General features: G+C 63.8%; 23 protein-coding genes and 3 pseudogenes. 22 read left to right on the top strand and 4 right to left on the bottom strand.

Annotated features, from left to right (window positions below):
* Positions 1-99 precede the first annotated feature (99 nt).
* From AC1D0N_RS12275 to AC1D0N_RS12225, 11 genes and pseudogenes are all read left to right on the top strand, one after another.
* Positions 100-1,071, top strand: a complete 972-nt coding sequence (locus tag AC1D0N_RS12275; RefSeq protein ID WP_477244995.1) for an NUDIX hydrolase — start codon at positions 100-102, stop codon at positions 1,069-1,071.
* 66 nt (positions 1,072-1,137) lie between these two features.
* Positions 1,138-2,112 (top strand): quinolinate synthase NadA, encoded by a 975-nt coding sequence (gene nadA, locus AC1D0N_RS12270; RefSeq protein WP_477244146.1) that lies wholly within the window; start codon positions 1,138-1,140, stop codon positions 2,110-2,112.
* Complete coding sequence (locus AC1D0N_RS12265) at positions 2,109-3,647, top strand: L-aspartate oxidase (RefSeq protein WP_477244144.1); 1,539 nt, start codon at positions 2,109-2,111, stop codon at positions 3,645-3,647. Before nadA ends, AC1D0N_RS12265 begins: the two co-directional genes overlap by 4 nt.
* Positions 3,647-4,501, top strand: coding sequence for a carboxylating nicotinate-nucleotide diphosphorylase (gene nadC, locus AC1D0N_RS12260; protein ID WP_477244142.1), 855 nt, complete (start codon positions 3,647-3,649; stop codon positions 4,499-4,501). The genes AC1D0N_RS12265 and nadC overlap by 1 nt, the downstream gene beginning before the upstream one ends.
* Positions 4,502-4,603: 102 nt before the next feature.
* Positions 4,604-5,605: a biotin synthase BioB gene (gene bioB / locus AC1D0N_RS12255; protein WP_477244993.1), complete on the top strand. Its 1,002-nt coding sequence runs from the start codon at positions 4,604-4,606 to the stop codon at positions 5,603-5,605.
* Complete coding sequence (locus AC1D0N_RS12250) at positions 5,602-6,741, top strand: 8-amino-7-oxononanoate synthase (protein ID WP_477244140.1); 1,140 nt, start codon at positions 5,602-5,604, stop codon at positions 6,739-6,741. The genes bioB and AC1D0N_RS12250 overlap by 4 nt, the downstream gene beginning before the upstream one ends.
* Positions 6,738-7,373 (top strand): dethiobiotin synthase, encoded by a 636-nt coding sequence (gene bioD / locus AC1D0N_RS12245; protein WP_477244139.1) that lies wholly within the window; start codon positions 6,738-6,740, stop codon positions 7,371-7,373. Before AC1D0N_RS12250 ends, bioD begins: the two co-directional genes overlap by 4 nt.
* Entirely contained in the window at positions 7,373-8,638 is a 1,266-nt protein-coding gene (locus tag AC1D0N_RS12240) for an adenosylmethionine--8-amino-7-oxononanoate transaminase (protein ID WP_477244137.1), read from the top strand. Before bioD ends, AC1D0N_RS12240 begins: the two co-directional genes overlap by 1 nt.
* Complete coding sequence (locus AC1D0N_RS12235) at positions 8,635-9,618, top strand: beta-ketoacyl-ACP synthase III (RefSeq protein ID WP_477244135.1); 984 nt, start codon at positions 8,635-8,637, stop codon at positions 9,616-9,618. The genes AC1D0N_RS12240 and AC1D0N_RS12235 overlap by 4 nt, the downstream gene beginning before the upstream one ends.
* Before the next feature lie 69 nt (positions 9,619-9,687).
* Positions 9,688-10,101, top strand: a pseudogene (panD, locus tag AC1D0N_RS12230) (aspartate 1-decarboxylase); the annotation flags it as partial.
* Positions 10,094-10,345: pseudogene (locus tag AC1D0N_RS12225) on the top strand (hypothetical protein); the annotation flags it as partial. The pseudogenes panD and AC1D0N_RS12225, both read left to right, overlap by 8 nt.
* A gap of 294 nt (positions 10,346-10,639) precedes the next feature.
* Here the strand turns inward: AC1D0N_RS12225 and AC1D0N_RS12220 are convergent.
* A pseudogene (locus AC1D0N_RS12220) lies at positions 10,640-11,379 on the bottom strand (GlxA family transcriptional regulator).
* Positions 11,380-11,451: 72 nt separating this feature from the next.
* On the opposite strand from AC1D0N_RS12220, the gene AC1D0N_RS12215 reads away from it, so the two are divergent.
* Positions 11,452-12,138, top strand: a complete 687-nt coding sequence (locus AC1D0N_RS12215) for a DJ-1/PfpI family protein (protein ID WP_477244133.1) — start codon at positions 11,452-11,454, stop codon at positions 12,136-12,138.
* 153 nt (positions 12,139-12,291) lie between these two features.
* Complete coding sequence (locus AC1D0N_RS12210) at positions 12,292-12,969, top strand: HD domain-containing protein (protein WP_477244131.1); 678 nt, start codon at positions 12,292-12,294, stop codon at positions 12,967-12,969.
* Positions 12,970-13,598: 629 nt separating this feature from the next.
* On the opposite strand, the gene AC1D0N_RS12205 is transcribed toward AC1D0N_RS12210, so the two are convergent.
* Complete coding sequence (locus AC1D0N_RS12205) at positions 13,599-14,501, bottom strand: GNAT family N-acetyltransferase (protein ID WP_477244129.1); 903 nt, start codon at positions 14,499-14,501, stop codon at positions 13,599-13,601.
* Positions 14,502-14,742: 241 nt separating this feature from the next.
* On the opposite strand from AC1D0N_RS12205, the gene argE reads away from it, so the two are divergent.
* The 6 genes from argE to AC1D0N_RS12175 all read left to right on the top strand — a co-directional run bounded on the left by argE (position 14,743) and on the right by AC1D0N_RS12175 (position 21,321).
* Positions 14,743-15,867 carry an acetylornithine deacetylase gene (argE, locus tag AC1D0N_RS12200; protein WP_477244127.1) on the top strand — a complete coding sequence of 375 codons (1,125 nt, stop codon included), beginning with the start codon at positions 14,743-14,745 and terminating at the stop codon, positions 15,865-15,867.
* Positions 15,868-15,878: 11 nt separating this feature from the next.
* Entirely contained in the window at positions 15,879-16,802 is a 924-nt protein-coding gene (locus AC1D0N_RS12195) for a 2-hydroxyacid dehydrogenase (RefSeq protein ID WP_477244125.1), read from the top strand.
* A gap of 23 nt (positions 16,803-16,825) precedes the next feature.
* Entirely contained in the window at positions 16,826-17,179 is a 354-nt protein-coding gene (locus AC1D0N_RS12190) for a cupin domain-containing protein (protein ID WP_477244123.1), read from the top strand.
* Between the two features lie 149 nt (positions 17,180-17,328).
* The gene (locus AC1D0N_RS12185; RefSeq protein ID WP_477244121.1) at positions 17,329-18,792 is read left to right on the top strand and encodes an aldehyde dehydrogenase family protein; all 1,464 of its coding nucleotides are present in this window, start codon (positions 17,329-17,331) and stop codon (positions 18,790-18,792) included.
* Between the two features lie 10 nt (positions 18,793-18,802).
* Positions 18,803-19,846, top strand: a complete 1,044-nt coding sequence (locus AC1D0N_RS12180) for a tartrate dehydrogenase (protein ID WP_477244119.1) — start codon at positions 18,803-18,805, stop codon at positions 19,844-19,846.
* Positions 19,847-19,863: 17 nt separating this feature from the next.
* On the top strand, positions 19,864-21,321 hold the full coding sequence (locus tag AC1D0N_RS12175) for an NAD-dependent succinate-semialdehyde dehydrogenase (protein ID WP_477244117.1): 1,458 nt from the start codon (positions 19,864-19,866) through the stop codon (positions 21,319-21,321).
* 37 nt (positions 21,322-21,358) lie between these two features.
* Here the strand turns inward: AC1D0N_RS12175 and AC1D0N_RS12170 are convergent, their stop codons facing one another.
* Together AC1D0N_RS12170 and AC1D0N_RS12165 are read right to left on the bottom strand one after the other, a co-directional pair.
* Positions 21,359-22,633 carry an NAD(P)/FAD-dependent oxidoreductase gene (locus tag AC1D0N_RS12170; protein WP_477244115.1) on the bottom strand — a complete coding sequence of 425 codons (1,275 nt, stop codon included), beginning with the start codon at positions 22,631-22,633 and terminating at the stop codon, positions 21,359-21,361.
* Between the two features lie 16 nt (positions 22,634-22,649).
* Positions 22,650-23,318 (bottom strand): haloacid dehalogenase type II, encoded by a 669-nt coding sequence (locus AC1D0N_RS12165; RefSeq protein WP_477244113.1) that lies wholly within the window; start codon positions 23,316-23,318, stop codon positions 22,650-22,652.
* A gap of 320 nt (positions 23,319-23,638) precedes the next feature.
* Here AC1D0N_RS12165 and AC1D0N_RS12160 point away from each other — a divergent pair, with 320 nt between their 5' ends.
* From AC1D0N_RS12160 to AC1D0N_RS12150, 3 genes are all read left to right on the top strand, one after another.
* Positions 23,639-24,478 carry a GNAT family N-acetyltransferase gene (locus AC1D0N_RS12160; RefSeq protein ID WP_477244111.1) on the top strand — a complete coding sequence of 280 codons (840 nt, stop codon included), beginning with the start codon at positions 23,639-23,641 and terminating at the stop codon, positions 24,476-24,478.
* A 13-nt stretch (positions 24,479-24,491) separates the two neighbouring features.
* A complete protein-coding gene (locus AC1D0N_RS12155) occupies positions 24,492-25,865 on the top strand; it encodes an aminotransferase class III-fold pyridoxal phosphate-dependent enzyme (protein WP_477244109.1) in 1,374 nt (457 codons plus the stop codon).
* Positions 25,866-26,132: 267 nt separating this feature from the next.
* On the top strand, positions 26,133-26,825 hold the full coding sequence (locus AC1D0N_RS12150) for an HAD-IA family hydrolase (protein WP_477244991.1): 693 nt from the start codon (positions 26,133-26,135) through the stop codon (positions 26,823-26,825).
* The last annotated feature ends 15 nt before the right edge of the window (positions 26,826-26,840 follow it).

Here is a 26,840-nt window from a genome sequence, read left to right as displayed (position 1 = left end):
ATCCTTCTGTGATGCACGTTGACGGGCGGCGTGCGGCAGTTCACCTTCGCTCCGCTTGCCCCATTCGAGCGCCTTCACATCAGAATTCCATCGACCCCCATGCAAGACAACACAACACAGGCGACAAGGCAGGCTGCAAGCGACAATCCGAGCCGGGCCGTCAGCGCGGATCTGATCGCCGTTGTGATCGCGGTGACCGACGGTGAACCACGCGTGCTAACCATCGGGCACGCGGACGCTTTGCCGTCCGGCCCTTTTGAATTCGACCATCGCTCCTTGCAGTCGGGTTTGCGGGCGTGGGTAGAGCGGCAGACCGGTCATCCGCTAGGCTATATCGAACAGCTCTATACGTTCGCCGATCGCGATAGGATTGGCGGCAAGGGCGTGCAGCAAGTGATCTCGATCAGTTATCTTGGTTTGACGCGAGAAGAGCAGGCAGAACGTTCACCAACGCATGGTTGGCAAGGCTGGTACCAGTATTTTCCATGGGAAGATCACCGTGCCGGCGTGCCGCCCATGTTGGCCGATACTCTCATGCCTAGACTTTTGGCCTGGGCTGGTGAAGCCGAGGCCCGGAACATGGGCGGCGATCGACGGCAACGCGTGGAATTTGCCTTTGGCCTGGATGATCGCGGCTGGAACGAGGAACTCGTCCTGCAGCGATACGAACTGCTCTATGAAGCCGAGCTGGTGGCTGAAGCCACACGCCGCTCGGACAATGGCAGCCCGCTATCTGTCCCTGGCTGGCCGATGATCGCCGACCACCGCCGTATTCTGGCGACGGGCATCGCCAGGCTTCGAACTAAGATCAAATACCGCCCCGTCGTGTTCGAACTGATGCCGCCAGCATTCACGCTGCTGCAACTGCAACGCACCGTTGAAGCACTCGCCGGCAGGCTCGTTCACAAGCAGAATTTCCGGCGTCTCATCGACCAGCAGGATCTGATCGAGGAGACGGGCGAGACAATGTCCGACACAGGGGGGCGCCCGGCGAAGCGTTTCCGCTTCCGCCAGACGATTCTGGCGGAGCGAACTGTCGCAGGAACGAAATTGCCACTTTCACGCGCTTGACAATCCTTATGCTCAAGTTAAGCATATGCCTTCATTATACTCATTTGGAGCATAAGAAGGCTGACCATGCTCACCGGTTCCTCACGTGCCGCCGCGCTCTATGATCGGGTAAGGCGGGTCATCCCACCGATCGAATGGCCGGCATTCACCGATGATATCGACGCCATCCTTGATCTGAAGCGGCAGCGAAACGCCGTCATCCTGGCGCACAACTACCAAACGCCGGAGATCTTCCACTGCGTCGCCGACATCGTCGGGGACAGCCTGGCGCTTGCCCGCAAGGCGATGACGGCCGAAGCCGATGTCATCGTGCTCGCCGGCGTGCATTTCATGGCCGAGACGGCGAAGCTGCTCAATCCAGGCAAAACGGTGCTCATTCCCGATCTGCGAGCAGGCTGTTCGCTGGCAGACTCGATTACCGCCGAGGACATCCGGCTGCTTCGGCAACGCTATCCGGGCGTGCCGGTTGTCACCTATGTCAACACTTCCGCCGAAGTGAAGGCTGAGTCCGATATCTGCTGTACCTCAGGCAACGCGAAGGCCGTCGTCGAGTCGCTTGGCGTTCCTCGGGTGATCATGCTGCCGGACGAGTATCTGGCCCAGAACATCGCCGCCCAGACCGAGGTGCAGATCATCGCCTGGAAAGGGCATTGCGAGGTGCATGAGCGCTTCACGCCGGCCGACATCCGTCAGCTGCGCGAGGACCATCCAGGCGTGACGGTGCTGGCGCATCCCGAATGTCCGCCCGAAGTGGTGGCCGAGGCCGATTTTTCCGGCTCGACCGCCGCGATGTCAGACTATGTCGGGCGGCAAAAACCGCCTCGCGTCGTGCTGATGACGGAGTGCTCGATGAGCGACAATGTAGCGGTCGACCACCCAGAGGTCGAGTTCATCCGGCCCTGCAATTTGTGCCCGCACATGAAGCGGATAACGCTCGCCAACATTCGTGCGGCGCTCGAGCAGAACCGCCATGTCGTAACCATCGAGCCGGAGATTGCTGGGCGCGCGCGTCTGGCCGTCGAGCGGATGCTGGCGGTATGAGCATGGACGTCCGCGATCTCGCCGGGCGGCCGGTCATCATCGGTGGTGGCATAGCCGGACTGATGACTGCATTGCATCTGGCGCCTGAGCCGGTGCTTCTCCTGTCGAGATCGCCGCTAGGCGCGGATGCGTCGAGCGCGTGGGCGCAGGGCGGGCTTGCCGCCAGCCTGGGCGACGATGATGAACCGGCGCTCCATCTTGCCGACACGCTCGCCGCAGGCGACGGCCTTTGCGATGCGGAGGCAGCAAGGCGCATCGTGTACGCCGCGCCCGCCGCGATCGAGAACCTGGCGCGCCTTGGGGTTCGTTTCGATCGGTCACCCGACGGAGTTCTGCGTCTCGGACTGGAAGCCGCGCACAGCCGGCGGCGCATCGTTCATGCCGACGGCGACGGCAGCGGGCGCGAGATTATGCGCGCCTTGGTCTCTGCCGTGCGTTCCACTCCGTCGATTGTGGTCGTAGAAGGCGTGGAAGCGCGCCGGTTGGCCGCGGAGGACGGCAGTGTCACCGGTGTGCTGGCGAGTTGTTCGACGGGTCCGGTGTTCGTCGCCACAGGACGGGTCGTTCTCGCCACAGGCGGGATCGGTGGCTTGTTCCACGACACGACAAACCCGCTCGGCAGTTGCGGACAAGGCCTGGCACTCGCCGCAGGCGCCGGTGCCATTTTTGCCGACCTGGAGTTCATCCAGTTCCACCCGACCGCGCTTGACGGGCCGGGCCGTCCGATGCTGCTCATCAGTGAGGCGGTTCGCGGCGAAGGCGCAACGATCGTCGACGAGACAGGGCGGCGTTTTCTCGACGGCGTGCGAGGTGCGGAGCTTGCACCGCGCGATATCGTGGCGCGCGCCGTCTGGCGACATCTTGCCGACGGCCATCGCGTCTTTCTCGATGTGCGGGAAAAGCCCGGCCTGGCATTCGCGGGGCAGTTCCCGACGATCGCCTTAGCCTGCAGCAAGGTCGGCATCGACCCTGCTCGCGACCTCATTCCCATCCGGCCGGCCCAGCACTACCACATGGGTGGCGTCGCCGTGGATCTGGCCGGGCGCACTTCGGTTCCCGGACTTTGGGCTTGCGGCGAGGTCGCCTCGACCGGCTTGCACGGCGCCAACCGGCTTGCCAGCAACTCGCTGACCGAGGCCATCGTTTGCGCGCGCTGGGTTGCCGAGAGTGTAGCCGCTTCGCTTGAGCACCGCGGGGAGCCGGCGATGGCCTTTGACCTGCCCGCGCCAGATCCAAGGCCTGTGCGCCCTCTCCTGTCACATGCCCTCGGCGTAACGCGCGATGGTGAAGGATTGAAGCAGGCTGCGCGGGCTCTGCTGCTGTTGCAGCGACATGACACTGCGTCCGATCCTGCCGCGGTCGGGCTGATGATCACCGTTGCCGCCTTGCTGCGCCAGGAAAGCCGCGGCGCTCATTTCCGGACGGACTTCCCCCTCCATGCCGCCGTCGCCCGCCGTTCCCAAATTACGCTCGACGCGGCCATTGCCACAGCGCGGGAATTCGAATCCTCCCCAATGCTGGAAGGCGTCGCGTGATGAACCTCTCACCACTTCCCGCAATCATGCTCGAGCCGCTGGTGCGGGCAGCTTTGCTCGAAGACCTCGGCAGGGCCGGCGACGTGACCTCGGATGCAGTCATACCGAAAGGCCATCGTGCGACAACCGTGCTGACGGCGCGCCAGGCCGGAACCATCGCCGGGCTCGATCTGGCGATGCTCGCCTTCCGGCTCATCGACCAGAACATCGACATGACCGTGTGTCGTGCGGACGGCAGCGAGATCATGCAAGGTGAGATCATTGCATCGGTGAGCGGTCCGGCCAGGGCCATACTCACGGCGGAGCGGACGGCGCTCAATTTCCTCTGCCATCTGAGTGGCATCGCCACGGCGACCGCATCGGTCGTCGCGGCGGTTCGCGGGCATGGTGCAAAGATCGCCTGCACGCGCAAGACGACACCCGGATTGCGGGCGGTCGAAAAATATGCCGTGCGCGCCGGTGGCGGCTCCAATCACCGTTTCGGCCTCGACGACGCGATCCTGATCAAGGATAACCACATAGCCATCGCCGGCGGAATTCGCCCTGCAATCGAGCGCGCGCGAAGCGGTGTCGGCCATCTCGTCAAGATCGAAGTCGAGGTCGATACGCTGGCCCAGTTGGAAGAGGCCCTGGCGCTTGCCCCCGACGCCGTCCTGCTCGACAACATGTCGATCAACGAGCTTCGCCAGGCGGTGGCCATGGTTGCCGGGCGAGCGATTACCGAGGCGTCGGGCCGCATTACGCCCATGACGGCGCCGGCCGTCGCCGCGACCGGTGTCGATTTGATCTCTATCGGCTGGTTGACTCACAGTGCGCCAATCCTCGATATCGGTCTCGACTACCGGCAGCTTTGATCTTCGGACCTGACCATCGGCGGTCGATCGGTCACGTCTCGACGCGGTCCGTTAGGCTCAAGGGCGCCTACGTCGCCACAACGCAAGGGGAACAGCATGGAAATGCACGCAGCGATTTCGGAAAAGACCCTGCCTGGAGATCAAGCCTTCGACGGCCGCCGGTTGTGGACCCTGGAAGAGGCTCGGGCGCTCCACGACGCCCCTTTCAATGACCTTTTGTTTCAGGCGCAAACCGTTCACCGCCAAAATTTCGATCCCAACAAGGTCCAGCTGAGCCGGCTTCTCAGCATCAAGACAGGCGGATGCCCGGAGGATTGCGGCTATTGCAGCCAGTCGGCGCATCACGAAACCGGGTTGAAGGCGTCGAAGCTGATGGAGGTCAGGCGCGTCATAGCCGAGGCGACCAAGGCACGTGACGCCGGCGCCACCCGCTACTGCATGGGTGCAGCGTGGCGCAATCCCAAGGCGCGCGACATGGATGCGGTCGTGGCGATGGTCGAAGGCGTCAAAGCGCTGGGCATGGAGACCTGCATGACGCTCGGCATGCTCGATCTTGAGCAAGCCTCTCGTCTCAAACAGGCGGGCCTCGACTACTACAACCACAACATCGATACGTCGGAACGCTACTACTCAGAGGTCATCTCGACCCGCACGTTCGCCGACCGGCTGGATACACTCGCCAATGTCCGCGACAGCGGCATCAAGGTCTGCTGCGGCGGCATTGTCGGCATGGGCGAAGAGCCCGTGGACCGGATCGACATGCTGGTGACGCTGTCCAATCTGCCGGAGCATCCCGAAAGCGTTCCGATCAACATGTTGATTCCGATCGAGGGCACCCCGCTTGCCGAGGCTAAACCCATCGAGCCGATCGAATTCGTGCGCGTGATCGCGCTGGCGCGCATCATGATGCCGAAATCGCATGTTCGACTTTCGGCCGGTCGCACCGCCATGACCGACGAGATGCAGGCGCTGTGCTTCTTTGCCGGCGCCAACTCGATCTTCGTCGGCGACACGCTGCTGACGGCGGACAATCCCGGCGAGGACAGGGATACTCTGCTGTTCCGCCGTCTCGGCATCGCGCCGATGGAACGCGAGGCGCAATGAACGAAGCACTTCTTGCCCGGTATGATGCATCCTTGCGCGGACTGGCGCGCAAGGATCGCCTGCGGACGCTTGCGCCGCGCGCCGGGCTCGACTTCTCGTCGAACGACTATCTCGGGCTTGCCGCCTCCAAAAGACTTGGCGAAGCGGTTGCGGCGGCGATTGCGCGGGGCACGCCGGTCGGAGCCACCGGCTCGCGATTGTTGCGCGGCAATGCACCGGAGCATGAGCAGTTGGAGGCAGACGCCGCGGCCTTCTTCGGCGCCGAACGCGCACTGTTTTTCGGCAGCGGCTACATCGCCAACTTCGCTCTCCTGACCGCGCTGCCGCAAAAGGGCGACCTGCTGGTCCTCGACGAACTCGCCCATGCCAGCATGCATGAGGGCGCGCAGGCCGGGCGCGCCGAGGCCAGGCTGGCCGCGCACAACGACGTCGACGCCGTCGAGGACGCGATCACAAGCTGGCGCGCCGAAGGCGGAATGGGGCGCGTCTGGATCGCGGTCGAAAGCCTCTACAGCATGGACGGCGACCGCGCGCCGCTGGAGAGCCTCGTCGCGCTTGCCGATCGGCACGAGGCCTTCATCCTCGTCGACGAGGCGCATGCCACAGGCGTCTGGGGACCGGACGGACGCGGCTTCGCCGCCGCCTTCGAGGGCCGCGACAACATCGTCGCGCTCCACACCTGCGGCAAGGCGCTTGGCGCGTCCGGCGCGCTCGTCACCGCTCCACGAACGCTGTGCGACTATCTCGTCAACCGGTGCCGGCCATTCATCTACGCCACCGCGCCATCGCCGCTGATGGCGATCGCGGCGCGTGAGGCGCTGACCATTCTCTCCGACGAGCCCATGCGTCGTGCTCAGTTGCATGGGCGTGTCGCTTCCGCCGGCCGGCAATTGGCCGAGCGCTGTGGCGTGGCGCCGAGCGGCTCGCAGATCCAGCCATTTATCGTCGGCGACGTCGGGCGCACCATGGCGGTGGCGGCGGCACTGCAGGCTCGCGGCTTCGATATACGCGGCATTCGTCCGCCGACCGTGCCCGAGGGCACGTCGCGCCTGCGCATCTCACTGACGCTCAATATCGGCGAAGCCGACATTTCCGCCATGGTCGAGGCGCTCGTCGAGGTGTTGGGCACAGAATGACCAAGCGGATCGTCGTCACCGGAACAGACACCGGAATTGGCAAGACAGTATTTTCGGCGGGGTTCGCCAACCTGCTCGATGGCTTCTACTGGAAGCCGGTGCAATCGGGCCTCGACGGCGAGACCGACAGCGAGGTCGTTGCCCGGCTTTCCGGCTTGCCCGCCGAGCGCGTGCTGCCGGAAGCCTATCGCCTGCAGAGCCCGCTGTCGCCGCATCGTTCGGCCGAAATCGACGGCGTCTCGATCGAAACGGCAGAGCTCTCGCTTCCGGCCGTGCCGGGTCCGCTCGTCATCGAGGGTGCGGGCGGACTGATGGTGCCGCTCAACCGGCAGACAAGGTTCATCGACATATTCGAGCAGTGGCAGCTGCCGGTCATTCTGTGCGCCCGCACCGCGCTCGGCACCATCAACCACACTTTGCTTTCGATCGAGGCCCTGCGGGCGCGCTCCATCCCGCTCATCGGCATCGTCTTCATCGGCGACGAGGTAGCCGATACGCAGAAGACCATCGTGGAATTCGGCGGCGTGCCGCAACTCGGCAGGCTGCCGCACCTCGACCCGCTGACGTCCAAAACACTGAGGGGCGCGATGACTGCCGGCTTCGACCTTGCCTCGATTACCGGAGGCGAATGATGTCGCAGTCCCGTGTGTGGCATCCCTTCACCCAGCACGCGCTCGAGCCGGCGATCCCTGAAATCGTCTTGACCGAAGGCGCCTATCTCCACAAGGCCGACGGCTCCCGCATCCTGGACGCGATTTCCTCCTGGTGGGTCGTCACCCATGGCCATCGCCATCCCCGCATCATGAAGGCCATCGAGACGACCGCGTCGAGCCTAGACCAGATCATCTTCGCCGGCTTCACGCACGAGCCGGCAGAACGCTTGGCCAAGGCGCTTGTCAGCCTCGCTCCCGCCGGGCTCGATCGGGTGTTCTATTCCGACAGTGGCTCGACCGCCGTCGAAGTCGCGCTGAAGATGGCGCTCGGCTATTTCGGCAACATCGGCGCTCGGCGCTCGCGCATCGTCGTCATGGAGCACAGCTATCATGGCGACACCATCGGCACGATGAGCGTCGGTGCCCGCGGGGTGTTCAACGCCGCCTACGAACCCTTGCTGTTCGAGGTCGACACCATCCCCTTCCCGGCCGCCGGGCGAGAGCAGGAAACGCTGGATCGGTTCGAGGCCGTCAGCCGCGACCAGCGCGCCGCCGCGCTGATTGTCGAACCGCTGGTGCTTGGCGCCGGCGGCATGCTGATGTATCCGGCCTGGGTTCTGACCGAATTGAAGAAGATCGCCGAAGCCTCCGGCACCTTGTTGATCGCCGACGAGGTGATGACCGGCTGGGGGCGCACCGGGACCATGTTCGCCTGCGAGCAGGCGTCCATCTCTCCGGACATATTGTGCACCTCGAAGGGGTTGACCGGCGGCGCCATCCCGCTGGCCGCCACGCTTGCCACCGATGCCATCTTCCAGGCCCATTATTCGACGGACCGGAAGAAGACGTTTTTCCACTCGAGTTCCTACACCGCCAATCCGATTGCCTGCGCGGCCGGCCTCGCCAATGTCGAGATCTGGCGCGACGAGCCGGTGGCCCAGCGGATCGCGACCTTGAGCGCGATGCAGACCGCCGGGCTTCAGCGCTTTCGCGACAACACCTTCTTCAGCGACAGCCGGGCGACCGGCACGATCGCAGCACTCGATTTGCGCGCCGGCTCAGCCGGCTATCTGGCCGAGATCGGGCCAAAGCTGCGCGCGTTCTTCCTCGACCGGGGGCTGCTTGTGCGTCCGCTCGGCAATGTCCTCTACCTCCTGCCGCCCTATTGCGTCACCGGCGACGAGTTGGCCGGTCTGTATGACGCCATCGAGGAGGCCGGCGAACGTTTCGGCTCAAAGTCATGAGCAGGTCGTCGCGCATTCTCGGGTTTGGCCATCATGCGCCTGGGCGCAAAGTGGCGAATGCCGAGATCGAGAACAATCTCGGGCTCGAACCTGGCTGGATCGAGCGGCGCACCGGAATTCGTTCGCGCTTCTGGGCAACGGGCGAAGACACGCTGTCGGGCATTGCCGCGCAAGCCGGCGACATGGCGCTAGCCAACGCCGGCATTGACCGCAGCGACATCGGTCTTCTGTTGCTCGCCACCTCGACGCCCGATCATCTCCTGCCACCGAGCGCGCCGCTGGTCGCACATCGGCTGGGACTGGGCCGTGCCGGTGCGATTGATCTCACCGGCGCTTGCGCCGGCTTCATCTACGCGCTGATGTTCGCCGACGGCTTCACCCGCCTGCAAGGTAAGGCGGCCCTTGTCATTGCCGCCAACATCCTCAGCCGCCGCATCAATCCGGCCGAGCGCGCCAGCTCGGTCCTCTTTGCCGATGCCGCCGGCGCCGTGGTGATTGGCCCATGCGAGGATGCTGATCGGGGGATTCTCGGCGCCTCCGTGGATTCGGATGGCTCGCGCTACGGGCTGATCCAGATCCCGGCGGGCGGAAGCAACATCCCGTTTCATGGCGGCCTGGATCTCGGACAAACCCGCATGACGATGACCGACGGCCGCGAAGTGTTCGCCAAGGCTGTCGAGATGATGACCGATTGCTCGATAAGCGCGCTAGCCGCTGCCGCAGTGCGACCACAGGACATCGGGCGGTTCGTGCCGCATCAGGCGAATGCTCGTATTTTCGATGCGGTCGGCAGGAACCTCGGCATTGCCGACCACGCGATCGTCAAGACGATCGCCGACTACGGCAACTCTTCCGCCGCGACGATCCCGCTGTCGCTGTCGCTGGCCCATCGTGCCGAACCGTTTCGGCCAGGCGAGAAGATTCTTCTGGCGGCCGCGGGTGCCGGTCTCAGCGGGGGTGCGCTCGTCGTTGGAATTTAGCGGGGCGACCCGACCGCCAATGGGACGACAAGACTGACCTTGTACGATCGAGAGGGGACAACGGAACCAATTCGAAAAATAGTCGCCGGCAAACTGCACGGTATCTACGTCACAGAAGCGAACCTCAACTACCATGGTTCGACAACGCTCGACCCTGTCCACTGCGAGGCAGCCGGGATCCTGCCCATGGAATTCGTGGAGATATGGAACAAGAATTCCGGCGCGCGCATTTCGACCTATGTCGTTCTTGGCGAGCGAGACTCGCGGTGCTGCATCCTCAACGGTGCTGCCGCCCGCACCTGCCAGCCCGGCGACCAAATCATAATCTGCAACTCCATTTACCTGGACGAAACGCAAATCACTTCGCTGAAACCGCGGATCGTCACGTTCGACCAGGACAACCACATACGCGACCGCCTGAGCTACTCAGTAGATCTCGATGCAGGCGGGCGATACAGTTTCTCGATCCTTGACGACGCGAACACAGGGATTGCCGAAGGGCCTTACGCTGCACGGTCTGAGGAAGTCACTCTGGGTCCATCTCGCCGAAGCGGAGGCATCCACCAGGCAGATGATGGACGTTCTTGGTCTCGACGACATCGACCGTGCAGAGCTCTATTCACGGGAAGCGTCGCGGGTGCGCTTGGCTGTGCAAGGCATGGACCGAGTTACGGCTGGTTACGCGCAACCCACTGCTTGGCGAACCTCGTGGCGAACCAGCCAATAAGGCATTGACAATAACAATGGTGGGCTCGGAGGACGTATTTAGATCATTGATTTTATTGGATTTTTCGTGGGTTAGAACTAGAAATCTTCCCGCGGTGTTCCGGATCGTCTCGCGGCCATTGCCACTATTCAGAACGATGCTGATGGTACCGTTGGCCGCGATCAGCGCATGACGGCTTCTTCGGACTTTTAGCAGTGCCACTCTGTCGTCGGAACTACCCATTGGACCAGTTTGGACGCCTGGTCGTGGCGCTTCTCCACGCACTCGGGCGGTTGTGCTACGACACGCTCAAGCTCAGATCCGAGCGGCCCGCCTGATCGATTGGGGCGGTCGCCCGTAGATCCGGATAAATGCCCGTCTCATGTTCTCGGCGTCGCCAAAACCGACTGCCTCCGCGATGCGTTCGACAGGTTCGGCTGTCGCCTCTATGCGGCCTCTCGCCAAATCCGCTCGAAGCCGTTCCACGACACGCGCAGGCGTGGTGCCGGTTTGCGCTCGGAATGTCCGGCTGAACTGGCGCAGGCTCATACCAGCCGCCTCAGCCAGCCGCTCGACCGGAAGTTCCTCGGCAATGTGATCTCGTGCGTGACCTAAGGCAGCGGCGATCCGATCGCTCTTTGGCGCAAGATCGATCGACGCGGCGAATTGCGACTGCCCGCCATGGCGACGATGGTAGACAACCAGATACTGGGCCACGGCTTTGGCGATGGCGAAGCCGTGATCTTCCTCGATGAGGGCCAAAGCAAGATCGATGCCGGCTGTGATGCCCGCCGACGTCCAGACATTGCCGTCCTTGCCGTCGGGGCGATGCTTCCCCCAACTACGATCAAAGTATCGAACATGCCGTCCTCGAGTGCGGCGGCAGTCGTGGAGAAGCCAAGGCTGTTGGTCACAGCCCCCGCACCGTCCGCCACGATATGGACGTCATAGGCAGGACGGCCGATCTCGCCATTTGCCGCCTCGAACGCGCCGGCCGGACCAGCGAGGTCGAGCATCTGAAATCCTGGCGAAATGTAGAAGCCGAGCTTTTTCATGGCCGAATGATAGGGAAGTTTGACCTTTAGGTCAAAGTCCTCTCGTCGTAGTTTCTCCTCAGGAGGTAAGCGATGTCACAGCCAATCAGTGTGGTGATGCCGGTGTACGACGGGGTAACCCAACTAGACTTCACCGGTCCGCACCAATTTCTTTCGCGCACGCCCGACCTGGACGTCCGGGTGGCGTCGCTGGGCGGCCAATCGATCACGACAGACCGTCTCACCTTCTCTGACCTGGAGGACCTTGCCACCATCGAGTCCTGTGACGTCCTTCTGGTGCCAGGCGGCGGTGGCTGCCTCGCTGCTGTCGAAAACGAGCTCTACCTGAACGAGATTATCCGGCTGGGGGCGTCCGCTCGCTATCTGACGTCTGTATGCTCGGGCTCGCTCATCCTCGGGGCTGCCGGCTTCCTTGTAGGCCGCCGGGCGGCTTGCCATTGGGCGTGGCGAGAACTGCTGCCGCTCTTCGGTGCCATCGTCGACGACAGCCGCATCGTCCGGGACGGCAATATTCTGTCCGGGGGCGGCGTCACTGCAGGCATCGATTTCGTTCTGGCCCTCATCGCGGAACTGAGCGGCCAACGAGTAGCCGAAATGGTGCAGCTTGGTCTGGAGTACGCGCCCCAACCGCCCTTCAATGCGGGTCGCCCGGATACGGCGTCGCCTGAAATTCTGGAAGCTGTGAACGCGCGCAACGCGACGAACCGAGCGCAACGGCGGGCACGTCTCGAAGGCTGGGTGGCTGCCCGCCAAACGTGAGGTGCGTGAGGTGACAGACATGTGCGGGCTTCACGCCTTTGTTATCGCTACAGGATCGCAAGGCGCCGCATCCTTGGTCTGGGCATCGCGATGCCAATCTCTTCAGCCAACGGGGACGAACCACACGTGTCCGCGAAACGCGTGGAGCGCGAGATGAGCGACTGCGACAAGCCAAACTTCTTTGATGCGCTGGCAGTCGGTCGGGCATTGGATCTTACCCTGCCCGACAGTCGCGCCGTCCGGGATGCCTACGAGGCTGCGCAGACCGAGTCGCCGCCTTGGCTCCTCAATCATGTGGTACGTTCCTGGCTTTATGGCGCGAAGCTCACCCAGAAACGTGCGCTCACCCCGGACGCGGAACTGGTTGCTGTCGCGGTGCTTTTGCATGATCTCGGCCTCGCGCGTGGCGGCGCTCCAGACCGTCGCTTCGAGGTTGTCGGAGCGGACGCTGGCCGCGCCTTCGCCCTCTCCCACGAGATGGGAGAGCGGCGCGCCGAAACAATATGGGACGCGATCGCCTTACACACCACCGGATCGATTGCCCGACACAAGGGGATCGACGTCGCATGCTGCCTGACTGGTATCGGGTGTGATTATGGCGGCGCCGGGTATGATGAATTGAGCGACGACAACAAGGACGCGATCTTGTCAGTCTATCCTCGCCTTGGCATGAAGAACCATCTGACGACTTGCCTTTGTGACATTGCGAGAAACCATCCAAATACGACGAGGGACAATTTCATCGCCGACTTCGCTTTGAAATATGTTCCAGGATATACGCGCGGCCGTTTGTCGGTCGACCTCCTGCGTGAATCGCCTTTTGCCGAGTAGCCGGTACAACTGTGGCACGATGTCCATGCCCGGCAGCCCGAAGAAGTGCATTTGCGGCCAAGGTAGAAGAATTCGCGTCCTGACGAGCGGTTGTACACACTGCCGGCCAAGAGATGTCGGCTTCGGGTCACAATTTCCGGTTCCGCCAGGACATGGCGCGCCGAACGCGTCGCCGCCTCGCCAAGCGACGCAAGCCCCGCGCGCTATCGATCACGAACCCCCGCCTTGTATACTGAGTGACCGATTCTCAGGGACCGACGGGGTTCGAGGCCAAAAGGCGGCGTCGAAATGAGTCATAAAATATAGTGAAATCAAACGGTTAAAATGTTGGTGGGCCCGGAGGGGGTAATAAGATCGTTGATTTCATTGGCTTTTTCGTGGGCCAAAATCAGAAGTCTTCCCGTATCGTTCCGGATGGTTCCGCGACGCTTTCATCGTCAAAACTTGGCTAGATATGCGCCACATTGATGCGCGCCTGCCTTGGGTAACTTCGAAGGCTGGGACAATCCTCTTTGGTCTGCTGCGTTTGGTCCAGTATAGCTGCAGAAACCGTACTTTTGGACGTTAGTTCTCCTAGCGCCACAAGAATGCCTGTGACGGCCTGAACAGCAACGCCTGCCTCGACCCAACTACCCGAGAGTTTGACTGGCAAGCGCATAGGTCACCGGTCCAGCTGAGCCGCCGACGGCAAAATCGTTGAGGGGCTTACCCATCGACATGGTGAGCACCGTGTCGAAAACCGGCATTCCGCTGTGCGACAGAAAGGCGGCGAACTCGCCATTGTCCATGTGAGTGTCGATGCGCAGGAAAGACCCCGAATGGTCGGCCACGTGCGGCCGCACGATCGCCACGGCGTCGGCGTCGCTTTCCGCCACGACCGGCCCCACGACATGGCCCCGCCCGAAGGGCCGACAGAGCGCGAACGCGTTCAGCTTGTCATCCTTGAAAAGACCATAGCCGGCCGAGTGCGCGAAAAGCCTTTCGATGAGCGCCGCCCGCCTCACGCCAAATCCTGCCGCGTCGAGCGCGATTGCTGCGGGAATATCCCTTGCGTCCAAAGTCCGGACATCGCCTCGAATATCGGCGGGCCTGGCCATCGTCGGCATCCGGGCGATGCCCTGGCATTGATAGACGGTCTTCTCGGGCTGGAAGTCGAGCGAGAGATAGAGCCGCCTTGCCGCGCGCGTTGCATTAAGGCGCAAGTCGCGGCCGACGACCTTGTCGAAGACCCGCTTCATCAGCCATTGCCCCGCTCCCAGCGTCTGGAGTCGCGGCGATGTGATGACCATCCCCACGGTGGCGAAATCGGCACCATGCGCGAACCACATAGCGGAACCCAGAACCCGGCCGATATCGTCGAGCGCTACGAACCCCTCTCCCGATTCACGCAGGAATTGCCAATCCTCGGCGCGATGCGGCCATCCCACGGAGAGCGAGAGTGCGTGCAACCGGTCCAGCTCAACGCCTTCGATGTCGCCGATACGCATCGAGAAGGTGTCGATTTTCAAGTTTCCGGGCGGCTTCAAGTCCATGCCTCTGAAATATCCCCGCAAATTGACCGGCGACACGCCACAGCCGCCCTTTGTCCACCAACGCTAAACAAACAGGCCCGTACGATTTGCTCGAAAGCCCCCTGCCAACGCAAGATTCAACTGAAACATTTCCGCTTTCGGCACGCAATCGCGGGAGAACGCAGACATTCTCCGCGGAAATGTAGCAGCACACAATCGTCGGCATCGATCCCGGCGATCCCGATATGCCTTGAGGGCTGGAATGGACGTCTTCGACATCCTCGACCGTCTCGTCGCCTTCCCATCGGTGGCCGGCAAGCCGAATGGTGATATCACTGGCTGGATTGAGGCCTATCTCGCGGGGTACGGGGCGCAGGTCACCGTGCTGCCGGGGCCGGAAGGCGACCGTTCCAATCTTTTCGCGACGATCGGCCCCGCCGATGTCCCGGGCTACATCCTGTCCGGCCACATGGACGTCGTCCCCGCCGGCGAACCGCAATGGAGTTCGGCTCCTTTCACGCTGCGCCGGGAGGGCGAGCGGCTCTATGGACGCGGCACCACCGACATGAAGGGGTTTCTGGCCGCGGCACTCGCGGCCGTGCCCATGCTGACTGGGCTGCGCCTCGCCAAACCGATCCATCTCGCCTTCTCCTATGACGAGGAAGTAGGATGCCGCGGCGTGCCGCATCTGATCGCCCGCCTCCCCGACCTTTGCGCAAAACCGCTCGGCGTAATCGTCGGCGAGCCGAGCGGCCTGCGCGCCGTGCGCGGCCACAAGGGCAAGGCGGCCGCCCGCGTGACGATCCAGGGCCGCTCCGGCCATTCCTCGCGACCCGACTTCGGCCTCAACGCCGTCCACGCCATGGCCGAAACGCTGGCTGCGGTCGTGAGCGAAGCCGAGCGGCTGACGCATGGCCCGTTCGACCCAGCCTTCGAGCCGCCCTATTCCTCGCTGCAGGCTGGCGTGATCAAGGGCGGACAGTCGGTCAACATCATTCCCGACAGCTGCACGCTGGAGCTGGAGGCGCGCGCCATTCCGGGCGTCGACCCGGCCAGCCTGCTTGCACCGGTAAGGGCGAAGGCAGAGGCCTGTGAGGCCGACGGCTTTCGGGTCGAATGGATGCCGCTCAGCGCCTATCCGGCGCTGTCGCTGCCACAGGACGCGCCGGTGGCGGCGCTGCTACAAGAGCTGACCGGCGAAACGCCGATCGCCGCCATCAGCTACGGTACCGAGGCCGGGCTCTATCAGGCCGCCGGCTTCGACGCGATCATCTGCGGCCCCGGCGACATCGGCCGCGCCCACAAGCCGGATGAGTACATTCTCACCGACGAACTCATCGCCTGCCAGCGACTGACCGAGGCGCTGGGCGCCCGCTGCGCGGCTTAAGGGGAACCGGAATGACATTCCTGTTCAATTCCGATGCGCGGCGCGGGGCGATCTTCGGCGAAGCCTTCGCTAGAGAACTGCCGGACGTCCCCTTCACGATGGATGCCGCAACGGTCGATCCGGACGCGGTGCGTTATCTCATTTCCTGGACTGCACCAGAAGACCTCGCGCGCTACCGGAACCTGGAAATCCTGTTTTCCCTGGGCGCGGGCGTGGACCAGTTTCGTTTCGATGCGGTGCCCACGAAGGTGAAGATCGTGCGGACGATCGAGGAGGGCATCATGCGCATGATGCAGGAATATGTGACGCTTGCGGTGCTCGCCCTGCATCGCAACCTGCCTGCCTATCTGGCGCAGCAGCGCGCCGGCGAATGGCGCGACATCTCACAGCTGCAGGCCGGGTCGCGCCGGATCGGCGTGCTCGGCCTCGGGCAACTCGGCCAGGCCGTCCTCGATCGCCTGAAGCCCTTCGGCTTTCCGCTCGCCGGCTGGAGCCGCTCGCCGCGGCAGATCGAAGGCGTGACCTGTCATCATGGCGAACCTGGACTGGAGGAGATGCTCGTGGCCAGCGACATACTGGTGTGCCTGCTGCCGCTGACCGAGGATACGCGCGGTTTCCTGAATGCCGACCTGTTTGCGAAGCTGCCCAAGGGCGCTGCGCTCGTCCATACGGGCCGGGGGCCGCAGCTCGACCATGAAGCCCTTCTCGCCGCACTCGACCGCGGCCACCTTTCGGCGGCGATGATCGACGTCACCGATCCCGAACCGCTGCCCGCGGGCCATCCGTTCTGGTCGCATCCGAAGATCATGCTGACCCCGCATATCGCCAGCGTCACCCAGCCGGCGACCGCTGCGCGGGCCGTCATCGAAAATATCAGGCGCTACCACGCCGGGCTCGACCCCATCGGGCTCGTCGACCGTTCGCGCGGCTATTGAAACCCAACCTGAAAGGCCATCCCTTGTCCCTGCTCAAGACCGTCGACACCAGCCCTGCCTTCCCGCCGCGCGAATCCCGGGCGCTGCCCGAACGGCTGATTGCCGGTAACCCCGCTTTCAAGACCTGGGCGCAGGACGCCGCCAAGGGCGATCTCGTCCACACCGGCATCTGGGAAGCGACGCCCGGCGAGACGCGCTCGATCAAGGGGGAGACTTTCGAGTTCTGCCATATCCTCACGGGCGTGATCGAGATCACGCCCGATGGCAGCGAGGCGGTGACCTACCGCGCCGGCGACAGTTTCGTGATGAAGCCTGGCTTCACCGGTGTCTGGAAGACCATTGAAACGGTGCGCAAGATCTACGTCACGGTAGGGTAATGGCGCCCGAGCGAGGTGCTGGCCCCGCAACAGATTTTGCCGTCCCTCATCGCCAGCACGCAACAATCATCCGCGACTGATCGTCGAACGGTGCATGCTGCGCTCCTGCCCGCGCTAGGCTCCCACAGAATGCTGCAAGGTGGTCGCCTATGACGTTGAGCTTCGATCCGGATACCGTCTCCCTTCCCGTCGGCCATTTCATTGACGGAGAGCTGGTCGCGGCCGAGGGTGCGATCGAGATGCGCCGACCCTCGGATGGCAAGGCATACGCCGCCAGCCCCGTCGCCGACCTCGATATGGTCGACCGTGCGGTGGAGAGCGCCAAGGCGGCGTTGAAGGCCAGCAACTGGGGCGGCGTCCGTCCACGCGAGCGCACCAGGACACTCCAGGCCTGGGCCGACCTGATCGAGGCGGAAGCCGAAACGCTGGCAAAAATCGAGGCGCTGTGCTCGACGCGGCCCGTCGGCCAGCTCGTCGCTGGCGACATTGCCATAACCGCCGAGCAGATCCGCTTCTTTGCCGAATTCGCCGACAAGGAAGGCAGCGAACTGGTGCCGACCGATGACGCCAGTCTCGGCATGATCATGAGCGAGCCCTATGGCGTGGTCGGCGCGATCACGCCCTGGAATTTTCCCATCTCTATGGCCGGATGGAAGCTCGGTCCGGCGCTGGCCGCGGGCAATGCGGTGGTGCTGAAGCCGTCGGAAATGACACCCTTCTCGGCCGTCTATATGGCAGAGCTCGCCGTCAGGGCTGGCCTGCCGGCCGGGCTTATCAACGTGGTGCTCGGCGACGGTCCGACGACCGGTACGGCGCTGACCGGTCATCCCGAGATCGCCAAGGTCAGCTTCACCGGCTCGACCCGCGCCGGCTCGGCCATCATGGAGAACGTCGCCCGCACCGGCGTCAAACCGATCACGCTGGAACTCGGCGGCAAAAGCCCCCAGATCGTCTTTGCCGATGCCGACCTGGACAAGGCGGCGACAGCCATCGCCGGCAGCGTCACCTTCAACGCCGGCCAGGCCTGCGTCGCCGGCACGCGCCTGATCGTCGAGAGGAACGTAGCCGACAGGCTGACGGCCGCCATCCTGGACAAGATGAAGGCGGTGCGGCCCGGCCCGACCTGGGATGAGGCAACCCACTATTCGCCGATCATCTCGGAACGGCAGCGGGCGCGCGTCGATAGCATCGTGCGGACCGCGATCCAGGCCGGCGGCGAATGCCTGACCGGCGGCGCCGCCATGGACAGCCCCGGCTATTTCTACGAGCCGACACTGATCGCCAATGTCGACCAGGCCAACCCGGCGATCGTCGAGGAAATCTTCGGCCCGGTCCTGACCATCCAGACCTTCGAGACCGAGGAAGAGGCGCTGGCGCTGTCCTGCCATCCGACCTACGGGCTGGCTTCCGGCCTGTTCACCTCCGATCTGTCCCGTGCCATCCGCCTGGCACGCAGGCTCGAAGCGGGCACCGTCTGGGTCAACCGCTACAGCCGCTCGCGCGACCATATCCTGCCGACCGGTGGCTACAAGCGCTCCGGCATCGGCAAGGATCTCGGCCGTGACGCCTATCTCGCCAACCGCAGGACCAAGAGCGTCCTGATCAGCCTCTAGAGAGATGCCGATGAAGTCCTACTCGATCGCTTTGATCCCCGGTGACGGCATCGGCCGCGATGTGACCGCCGCCGCCTGGACGGTGCTGGAAACCACGGCCAAGACCTTCGGCTTTGCCCTGACGGGCACCGAGCTCCCCTGGTCCTGCCGCTTCTTCAAGGAGACCGGCCGCATGATGCCGGAAGACGGCATCGACACCTTGCGCGGCTTCGACGCCATTCTTTTCGGCGCCGTCGGCTGGCCGGCGGAAGTGCCGGATTCGGTCTCGCTGCACGGCCTGCTGCTGCCGATCCGCAAGGCGTTCGTGCAATATGCCAACATAAGACCGCACCGCCTGCTGCCGGGGGTCACCGGCCCGTTGCGTGCGGAAAACTTCGACATCCTCTGCATCCGCGAGAACACCGAAGGCGAATATTCGGGCGCCGGCGGGCGCGTGCATCAAGGCACACTGGACGAGGTCGCAGTGGAGACCTCGATCTTCACCCGTGCCGGCGTCGAGCGCATCCTGCGCTTCGGCTTCGAGCAGGCGCGGTCGCGTCGACGCAAGCTGGCCTCGGTCACCAAGTCAAACGCGCAGAAATATTCGATGGTGTTCTGGGACGACATCACGCGAAAGCTGGCCGCGGAGTATCCGGACGTCGAAGTGACGAGCTATCATGTTGATGCGCTCGCCGCGCGCATGATCATGGCACCGGAGAGCCTCGACGTGGTCGTCGCCTCCAACCTGTTCGGCGACATACTGACCGACATCGGCGCGGCGATCCAGGGTGGGCTCGGCTACGCTGCCTCCGCCAATATCAATCCCGACCGCTCGGCGCCGTCCATGTTCGAGCCTGTGCACGGCTCCGCGCCCGACATCGCCCATCTCGGCATCGCCAATCCGATCGCCACCATATGGTCCGGCGCCATGATGCTCGACCATCTCGGCGAAGCGGCCGCCGCCGGCCGGGTCATGCAAGCGGTCGAAGCGACAACCGCGCGCGGCATTGGAACCACTCCGGGCAAAGACAGAACGGAGGCCATCACGGCCGCCGTCGTCGCAGCCCTCTCCTGATTGCAAGGTCGTTTTCGATGAAAAACCTGAAAGACAAAAACCTCTTCCGCGAAGCCGGCCTGATCGGCGGCAAATGGGTCGCGGCCGCTTCCGGAAAGACGGTCGATGTCGTCGATCCGGCGACCCAGACGACGATCGGCACGGTGCCCGATATGGCCGGTCCGGAGACCCAGGCCGCCATCGAGGCAGCGGCGTCCGCTTATGCTGGCTGGAAGAAGAAGACCAACGCCGAGCGCGCTGGCCTGCTGGAGGCCTGGCATGGTCTGATGCTCGCGCATCTGGACGATCTCGCCCTGATCCTGACGACCGAACAGGGCAAGCCGCTGGACGAGGCCAAAGGCGAAATCCGCTACGGCGCGTCCTTCGTCAAATGGTTCGCCGAGGAAGCGCGCCGGATCAATGGCCACACAATCCCCTCGCCGACGCCGGACCGGCGCATCATCGTGCTGAAGGAGCCGGTCGGGGTGTGCGGCATCATCACGCCGTGGAATTTCCCCAACGCGATGATCACCCGCAAGGTCGCGCCGGCGCTGGCCGCCGGCTGCACGGTGGTGATCAAGCCATCCGAGTTCACGCCCTATTCGGCGCTGGCACTCGGCGTGCTTGCCGAACGGGCGGGCATCCCGGCCGGCGTCATCAACATCGTCACCGGCATGCCGGCCGAGATCGGCAACGAGATCATGGCGAACGAGACCGTTCGCAAGATCTCCTTCACCGGCTCGACGCGGGTCGGTTCGCTGCTGATGCGCGGCGCGGCCGACAGCGTGAAGCGGCTCAGCCTCGAACTCGGCGGCAACGCGCCCCTCATCGTCTTCGACGACGCCGATCTCGATCTCGCCGTCGAGGGGGCGCTTGTCTCGAAGTTCCGCAACGGCGGCCAGACCTGCGTCTGCGCCAACCGTATTCTTGTCCAGGCTGGGGTCTATGACGCATTCGCGGCGAAGCTCACTGCTCGAGTCAACGCCATGACGGTGGGGCCAGGCACGCAGCCCGGCGTCGCCATCGGGCCGATGATCAACATGGCGGCGGTCGAGAAGATCAACCGCCACGTCGAGGATGCGCTCGCTAAGGGTGCTTCGATCATCACAACGAAGCCGGCATTGCCCGACGGTCCTCAGTATGTCGCGCCGCTGGTGCTGACCGGCGCCACAAAGGACATGCAGCTCGCCGCCGAGGAAACGTTCGGCCCGGTCGCGCCGCTGTTCCGGTTCGAGACGGAAGAGGAGGCGATCACGCTCGCCAACGGCACGCCCTACGGGCTTGCGTCCTACTTCTACACCGAGAACCTGAAACGCGCCTGGCGTGTCGGCGAGGCGCTGGAGTTCGGTATGGTGGGGCTCAACACCGGCTCGGTCTCGATGGAGGTCGCCCCCTTCGGCGGCGTCAAGCAGTCCGGCCTCGGCCGTGAGGGTGCACAGGCCGGCATCGAGGAGTATCTCGAGATGAAGAGCTTCCACATGGGCGGGCTGGGCTGAGGCATTTGGCTGAAGCCCGAGCGGGCCGGATCGACGATCACTGGATACGGTCGAGCGCCTTGTAGTAGAGGCCGACCATCGGCAGGAACCAGGGCTTGCCGGAATAGCCGGGAATGGAAGGCCACTCGAGTCCCTTCATCGGATTGCGGTCTTCGCGGCCGAGCATGGCATCGGCCAGGATCATGCCGAGATGCGTGGAAAGCTGCGCGCCGTGGCCGGAATAGCCCATCGCGTACCAGACACCGTCTTGGTAGCCGGCCCGCGGAAAACGGTCCTTGGTCATGTCGACCAGCCCACCCCAGCAATAGTCGATCTCGACCTTGGCGAGCTGCGGGAATATCGCCGCGAGGCCCGCCTGCAATATCTGTCCGCTCCTGGCATCGGAGCGCTGGTCCGATGTCGCCGAGAAGCGTGCGCGGCCGCCGAAGATCAGGCGCCTGTCCGGCGAAAGCCGGAAGTAGTTGCCGATATTCATCGAGGTCACGCATGTCCGGTTGCCGGGCATGGTCGCGGCGATCTCGGCGTCGCTCAATGGCCGCGTGGCGATGATGAAGCTGCCGACGGAGATAATCCTGCGGCGAAAATAGCGGAAATTCGGCGTGGTATAGGCGCCGGTCGCCACCAGCACATTGTCGGTGGTGATCCGGCCGCGGGAGGTCGTCAGCTCATGCCTGCTGCCGGCCTGCTTGCGGTCGGTCACCGCCGCGTTCTCGTGGATGATGGCGCCGTGGCGAACGGCCGCCGCGGCCAGGCCTGCCACATAGCGGCCCATATGCATCATGGCGCTCTTCTTCGACAGCATCGCGCCGTGGAAGGGCGAACCGATCTCGGATTTGAGGTCGGCCGCCGACAGCAGCGCCGTATCCGGATCCACTTCCGCATGGAGGGCTTCGAAGTTGCGGGCGATCGCTTCGAAATGCTGCGGCTTGGAGGCGAGCTTCAGCTTGCCGGCGCGGCGGAAATTGCAGTCGATGCCCTCTTCGGCAACCAGCGCCTCGATGGTATCGACGGAGTCGTCGAGCGCACGGTAGAGCGCGATTGCCCGTTCCTTCCCAAGCTCCACCTTGGCCGAAAGATAGCTGTGAGCGAGGCCGTTGTTCAGGTGCCCGCCATTGCGACCGGATGCGCCCCAGCCCACCCGCTCCGCCTCCAGCACCGCCACCTTCGCGCCGGCCTTCGCCAGTTGGCGCGCCGCGGCGAGACCGGTGAAGCCGCCACCGACGATGACGGCGTCATAGTGCCCCTCGACCGGGCCTTGCGCCCCGCCGGAAAAGACAGGGGCGGTATCGTGCCAGTAGGAGACCAGTTTCATCGACGATCCGCCTGTTTCAAAGCCCGACCACGCCCGGAAGACCGGAAATGTCCGGTATCTCGACATAGCCATAGTAAGGGTTTGCCGGTTCGTGGCCGCGATTGACCCAGACCTTGTTCTTGATGCCGAGATCGTGTGCCGACATCAGGTCGTAGCGGAACGAGGACGAGCAGTGAAGAATATCTTCCGGGCCGCAACCCAGCATGTCGAGCATGTATTCGAACCCCTTGAACCGAGGCTTGTAGGCCTGCGCCTGCTCGGCCGTATAAACGGCATGGAACGGCGCACCGAGCTTCTCGACATTGGACATGATCTGCGCGTTCATGGCGTTGGACAGGATGACCAGCGGGATTTCCTTGGCGACCTTCGCCAGGCCGGCCGGGACATCCGCGTGAGGGCCCCAGGTCGGGACCCGTTCATAGACCATGCTGGCGTCGTCGGGGCTGAAGGCGACGCCATTGCGCTTGCAGGCGCGCTCGAGCGCGTTGTGAACGACGTCTGCATAAGGCTTCCAGTCGCCCATGATCTCGTCCAGCCGATACGCGGCGAAGTTCTTGATGAACTCCTGCATGCGCGGTTCGTCCAGCCGGCTGCCGTAAAGGTCGCGCGCCGCTTCCGCCATCTGGAAATTGGTCAGCGTGCCGTAGCAGTCGAAGGTGATGTATTTGGGCCTGAAAGAAGCCATGTCCGTCGATCTCCAGTGGAAGCACATTCTCGTTAGGACGTATTTTCATCATAGGACGGTGAGTGGCGACCCACCTGATCGAAATGGCCCTCCCGAAAGCAGAAAGTTCCGTATCCGCCGTCCGGTTTGGCACGCTGTAGCATCTCGGCGGTCGATGGGAGCGGCGGCCTCGGCGTCAAAGGCATCCGCCGCGGCCGGTGCCAGCACAAGATGCGGCGCACCCCTCGTGCTACGGCGAAAGATACCGCCGAAGCCGAAGCCTTCAGACGATTTGCGACGCGCCAATGGTCGAGACTTGAGGGCAGACGGAAGGATGCCTCATGCACCAGGGCGAGATCGAGATTCAGGACTTCGGGCCGGACCATATCGAGGGAGCAGTGGCGCTTTCTCGCCAGGAGAATTGGCCGCATCGCCCGCAGGACTGGCAGATGGCGCTGCGGCTCTCCAGGGGCGTGGTCGCGCTCGACGACCAGGGCCGTGTCACCGGAACCATCCTGGTGACGCCCTACGGCACGGATTGCGCCATGATCAACATGGTGATCGTCGACAGGAACGTGCGTGGCAAGGGGCTCGGGCGCCGGCTCATGGATCAGGCCCTCGCCCTTGCCGGCGACCGTCCGCTGCGGCTCGTCGCGACGACTGACGGCATGCCTCTCTATGAGAAGCTCGGCTTTGTATCCTCCGGCACGATCCGGCAGCATCAAGGTACGGTTGCAGCGCTCGGCGCACCCGATGGCGTGGAAGCAGCAGGCGCCGGCGATCTGCCTGACATCAAGACGCTGGACCGCGACGCCTATGGCGCCGACCGGGAAGCCCTGATCGATGCGCTGGCCGAACGCGGCCAATTCGCCGTTATCCGCCGCAACGGCACCATCGAGGCCTATGCCGCGATCCGCCCGTTTGGACGCGGCGAGGTGATCGGACCGGTCATCGCGGGAAGCGCCGACTCCGCCAAAGACCTGATCGCCTTCTTCGCCGCGCCGCGCCGCGGTGCTTTCCTGCGCGTGGACACCGACAGCAGGACTGGCCTTGCCGACTGGCTCGAGGAAATCGGCCTTGCCCATGTCGGCGGCGGCGTGGCCATGGACCGTCCACCCAAGAACGGCGCGGAACAGGCCAGGCCAAAAGTTTACGCCCTCGCCAACCAGGCGCTCGGCTAGGAGGACAACAACAATGCTCGCCAATTCCCTGATCGAACTCGACCGCGCCCATCTCATCCATCCGGTCTCATCATATCGCGGCCATGAGGCGCTCGGCGTGCGCGTCTTGAAATCGGCGAAGGGCGCGACCGTGACCGATGCGTCCGGCAAGCAACTCGTTGACGGTTTTGCGGGGCTGTGGTGCGTCAATGCCGGCTACGGCCATGACAGCATCGTCGAGGCGGCGGCCCGGCAGATGCGCGAGCTCCCCTACGCCACTGCCTATTTCGACCTCGGCTCGGAGCCGGCCATCCGCCTCGCCTCGGAATTGGCTGAGCGCGCGCCCGGGAATCTCAATCACGTCTATTTCACGCTCGGCGGGTCGGACGCGGTCGACAGCACGATCCGTTTCGTCCGCTACTACTGGAATGCCAGGGGCGAGCCGAAGCGCGACCAGTTCATTTCCATCGAGCTGGGTTATCACGGGTCATCGGTGGTCGGCGCTGGCCTGACCGCATTGCCCGCCTTTCACGCCGGCTTTGGCATTCCCTTCGAATGGCAGCACAAGATCCCCTCCCCCTATCCCTATCGCAACCCGGTGGGCGAGGACGCGAACGCGATCATCGCCGCATCGCTCGCCGCGCTGAAGGCCAAGATCGAGGAGATTGGACCGGAGCGGGTCGCTGCCTTCTATGCCGAGCCGATCCAGGGCTCGGGCGGCGTCATTGTCCCGCCGAAGGGCTGGATCAAGGCGATACGCGAGCTCTGCCGGAAGTACGGCATCCTGTTCATCGCCGACGAGGTGATCACCGGCTTCGGCCGCACGGGACCTCTGTTCGCCTGCACGGAGGAAGACATCGTTCCCGACTTCCTGACGACCGCGAAGGGGCTGACCTCGGGCTATGTTCCTATGGGTGCCGTATTCATGTCTGATCATGTCTACAACGTCATCGCCGACGGCGCGGGCGCTTCGGCGGTCGGCCACGGCTACACCTATTCCGCCCATCCCGTCAGCGCCGCCGTCGCGCTCGAGGTGTTGAAGCTCTATGAAGGCGGCCTGCTGGAGAATGGCATCAAGGCCGGCGCGCGCCTGATGGCGGGATTGGAAGGCCTGAGCGATCACCCGCTCGTCGGCGATGTTCGCGGTCGCGGGATGCTTGCCGCGATCGAACTGGTGGTCGACAAAAAGAAGAAGACACCGCTTCCCGCATCGGCCATGCCGGCGCGGCGCGTCTTCGACAGGGCGTGGGACAATGGCCTGATCATTCGAGCCTTTGCCAACGGGGTTATCGGCTACGCTCCTCCGCTCTGCTGCACCGACGACGACATCGACGCGATCATCGAGCGCACGCGCCGGACGCTCGACCAGACGCTGGACGATGCCGACGTCCGCCAGGCCCTGGCATGACGGGCGACAAATACCACGTGTTTCGAAATAGCGCCGGGGCAGACGATTTCGCAATTTTGTGCCGCAGCCCAGCGCCTTTTCGGCGAATCCAGCGCGGGGGAAGTGCCAGACTGGTCATAAGACAAGGCCAGAAGCCCCGAACTTCCGGGTTTTTGAAAAGGCCGATGCCCCGGACAGCACGGAATTTTGTTCTGTTCAGCACCATGCAATTCGGCCACGCGCAGAGGAGAGCCAGTCTTGGCCAGGGGCTTTAGCGAATTCAAATACATGACCTTCGACGTCGTCGGCACGCTGATTGACTTCGAAGGTGGCATCACGACCTGCCTGGCCGGGATTGCCGCCGACGCTGGCGTTTCCGTCGATGGCGAAGCCGCGCTGGCCCTGTATCGGCAGGCCCGCTACATGCCCGATGCGGGCCTGTTCCCCGACGATCTCGTACGTGTCTACATGGTCATCGCGCCGCAACTCGGCCTGCCGGTCGAGGAGAAATATGGCGTGCGCCTACGCGACTCCGCCAGCGCCTGGCAAGGTTTCGCCGACAGCGCTGCGGCATTGGCCGAGCTTGCGAAATCGCACAAGCTGATTGCCATGACCAATGCCCGGCGTTGGGCGCTCGACCATTTCGAGAAGCGGCTCGGATCGCCCTTCTTCGCCACCTTCACCGCCGACGATACCGGAACGGAGAAACCGGATCCGGCGTTCTTCCACAAGGTCTTCGATTTCGTCGCCTCCCGGGGTGACAGCAAGGACGACATCCTGCACGTCGCGCAGAGCCAGTATCACGATATCGGCATATCGCGGGCGCTTGGCTTGACCAACTGCTGGATCGAACGCCGGCACGCCCAGAAGGGCTATGGCGGCACGATCGAGCCCGAGCGCTTCACCGCGCCGGACTACCGCTTCACCTCAATGACCGCATTGGCGGCGGCCGTGCGGGAAAGCCTGAAGGAACGAATCTGAGCCCAAGCCCGGAAA

This window comes from Mesorhizobium sp. P2_E10, assembly GCF_056404235.1.
Note: the sequence above shows the minus strand (reverse complement) of the source record. Positions and strands in the feature narration are given on the sequence as shown.